Annotated in this window: 2 protein-coding genes and 1 pseudogene; all 3 read right to left on the reverse strand. The window is 61.7% G+C overall.

Translation table 11 applies throughout. The features are described from left to right. Nucleotides 1–92 precede the first annotated feature (92 nt). Nucleotides 93–713: pseudogene (locus DBR23_RS17985) on the reverse strand (Bcr/CflA family efflux MFS transporter); the annotation flags it as partial. A 172-nt stretch (nucleotides 714–885) separates the two neighbouring features. Continuing rightward, on the reverse strand, nucleotides 886–2,463 hold the full coding sequence (gene bcsG, locus DBR23_RS17990; RefSeq protein ID WP_108499134.1) for a cellulose biosynthesis protein BcsG: 1,578 nt from the start codon (nucleotides 2,461–2,463) through the stop codon (nucleotides 886–888). Continuing rightward, nucleotides 2,460–3,226, reverse strand: a 767-nt coding sequence (locus DBR23_RS17995; RefSeq protein WP_199227744.1) for a PilZ domain-containing protein, incomplete at its 5' end; no start/stop codon positions are given. The genes bcsG and DBR23_RS17995, both read right to left, overlap by 4 nt.

The raw sequence follows: 3,226 nt of genomic DNA on the forward strand, positions 1-3,226 counted from the left end.
CCCAAATGGGCGGCGCAAGAGGCCACAAAATCCAAAAAATGGCGTCTTCCGCGTTCGCGCGGGAAATTTCGAGGGCTTGTTCAGCGTAGCCTTAGATGGCGCACATGAAAGGGCTGGCGCTGCTCCACATGCAAGGTCTCTGGCAGCAGCCTGAAGTTGGCGGTCCACAAGGCCACTCCCACGAAGGTCAGGAACCAGAAAATGCTGTGCCACCCGGTGTGGACAAAGAGCCAGCCTCCGATGATGGGAGCAATCGCTGGAGCCACTCCAAAGTAGATGGTCACCTGGCTCATAACCTTCTGCGCTTGTGCTGGAGGGAACATGTCGCGGATCACCGCGCGGGAGACCACGATCCCTGCTCCCGTGGACAGGCCTTGCAGTGCCCGGAAAAAGACCAGTTGCCCGATCGTTTGCGACAGCGCACACCCTGCGGAAGCGAGCGTGAACACGGCGATGCCCCACAAGATCACGGGCCTGCGCCCGAAGCTGTCCGCCAGCGCGCCGTGGAACAGGCTCATGAACGCAAAGCCGAACAGGTAGGCGGACAGCGTCTGCTGCATTTCCACCGGTGTGGCTCCCAGCGCCGCGGCGATGCCTGAGAACGCGGGGATGTAGGTGTCGATGGAGAAAGGCCCGAGCATGCCCAGCACAGCCAACAGGATCGCGAGCGCCCAGCGGGGTGCTTTCCAGAGCAGATGGGCTTGTGGGTTCATGAGTGGTGGCAGATGGGGGTTGCGGGCACGCGAAGGACATCGCACCGCCGTGGCATCGCGCGATGGCGCGGCGGTGCGGATGGATTATGCGGGACGCATGCGGCAGGGTGCGGAGAAGGGGGCTGTCGCGCAACCCCTCGTCACGCCCCGTTCGGGCTTCAAGCCAACGTAGTCAATAGTTGTAGGGAACCCATTCACCGTTCCCCGAGCGCATCACGTACTTGCCTTCCATGTTGCGCATCACGATCACATCGGCGTTCTCTGACACAAAGGGGGTAGTGACCGGGGCTGCGAGCCGCTCCGCCAACGGGCGCGCGGAGTCGACGTAAGGGTTGTCGCGAATCAGATCGCCTAGCAAGGTGTACAAGCCCAGGTAGCTCATCGGCTGGTTCACAACCACGGGCGCTGCTGGGGCGGATGCCTCAGATGGCTTCATGCCCACCAGCTTCACCGCAGCGGGGACCAGGGTGATGCGGGGGCCAGGAATCTCCCGCATGCCCGACATCTGGATTTTGTCTCCGCGCAGCGATGCGCCGTGCTCAGGGACCAGCATCACGACCACAGGGCGGCCTGCTGCCTCCAGTTCGGAGATGAACTTGTCGAAGTCGGCGAGCAGCTGTACCAGGCGGGGCTTGAATGTCTCCAGGCTGTTGCGCGAAGCCATGCCTGGCACGCGATTTCCGTCGTGCAGGGAGATGGTGTTGTAGTACAGCGCCACGGGCCCGGTGCTGCGGTCAGTGCTGCGCTTCTTCCACCATTGCGCCAACAAGGCGTGGTCGTTATAGATGGGCGAGCCGTCAAAATTCTGCATGTGCACGGGCGCGCCCTGATTGGACTGCAGCTTGCCAGCAAGGCCTCCGCGCTGTTCCAGCGCATGGGCAAACTCTTCGTACACCCCGTCGTGGTTGAGCAGTGCAGCGGTCTGGTAGCCCACTTTTTCCAGGTTGGGAAACACGTAGCACTGCGGATCAATGCCCTCGTACAGCTTGTTGTGTGGTGTTTGGCCACAGGTGCCGTGCAATACCCGCAGAGAGGCTGGCCCGCTGTAGCTGGCAGCGCTGTTGAAGTTGGTGAACAACACATCAAAACGCTTGAGGAATGGGTTGTCCCGCTGTCCTACAAAGTCCATGTCATCCCACGACAAGGAGCACACATGCAGCAGGATGATGTCGAATGCCGGGGGCGTATTGGGCGCGGTGAACTGGACGCGCCTTTGGCTTTCGCTCGCGTAAAAGCGTTGCAGCAGAGCGTCTGGCGACGTGTCCTGATTGTCGTTGGGCGCGGCGGCCGAGTTCAATCCGCTTGCTGCGGCCATGGTGGCCTGGGGCGTAGCCGCCTGCTCCTGCAGGGCCGCTACCACCGGTACGCTCAACAACGCCAGCAATGCAAACGTCCCCGCACGCACCCGCCGGGCCAGTGCTGCATAAAGCACGATGCCGACCAGTCCCACCAGCAGCATTTCAGGGTTGAACACCCGCTGGGCAAGTTCCAGCCAGTAGTCCGCGCTGAAGCCACTCAGCGCTTTGAGCTGCGACAGCACGCGTCCTGGGCTGGGAAGGTAAGAGTCGGCATACAGCAGTGCGATGGCAGCCGCTACGGCGACTGCAGCGCGTACACGGCGCCACCCCTTGTGCGCAATGGGGGGCAGCATGGACGCCCACAACAGCAGGTTCAGCCACCAGTTCAAGCCGATATAGCCACCAAAGTACAGGCCCACCTTGGCAAGGAAAATCAAATGCCAGAAGCTCATGCCGGCAGCCTTTCTTGCCTGCGCTGCTTGCGAAGGGGCCATCGGCTGCGTGCCGACTCCACCAGCGAAGTCCAGAACTTGCGGTAGCCCAGCACGCCCAGCTGCGCGATTTCCTGCAGGCCATGCAAAGGTCGGTCGGTATCGTGGCTGTCGTTCCATTGCCTCCAGGTGTCGGGGCGGGCAAAGGTGCACTGCACCAGGTCGATTTGTTGTTCGCGCGTCATGGGGTCAAACTGAAAACCGGTGGCGCTCTGGCCTCTGTGCAACATCACCGTGGCTGGAAAGGTGCATTCCATATCGTTGCGCCACAGTCCCACCTGGACCTTGTCTCCCACGGCCAGTGGAGTGCCTTCAGGCAATTGCAGGCCTACACCAGTCATGGAAAAGTCGATGCAAAGGGCTTGAAGCACGGTTCCGTCGTCCTGGTACAAGGTTGCGGGCAATTGCGTGGCCACGCGGTGCATTCGCCGCACCTGGCGTGCTTCGGATGCCACACCCAACGCAGCACCCAGCATGAGGATGCTGTAGACCGTCCATAGCAGATTGAGGAGTACGGTGGCGGTTTCCTCGGTATTCCAAAAGAACAGGCGCAGCAGCCCCATGCCGAAGGCTGCGAAGTTAAGCAGGACCAGAACGGTGTAGGGGCGGGAGATCACCCAGTCGAAGTACGGCTCGTCCACCAGCCCGCCCTTGGCTGTCACGTTGAACTTGCCAAGGCGCGGATTGATCAGAGCCACCGTGGTGGGCAGGGCCACGTACCAGG

It is taken from the genome of Acidovorax sp. HMWF018 (assembly GCF_003061035.1).
In the GTDB taxonomy this organism is placed as follows: domain Bacteria; phylum Pseudomonadota; class Gammaproteobacteria; order Burkholderiales; family Burkholderiaceae_C; genus Acidovorax; species Acidovorax delafieldii.

Coding starts and splice junctions, on each gene's coding strand:
- bcsG (WP_108499134.1), bottom strand. CDS start 2,463: ATGAGCTTCTGGCATTTGATTTTCCTTGCCAAGGTGGGCCTGTACTTT.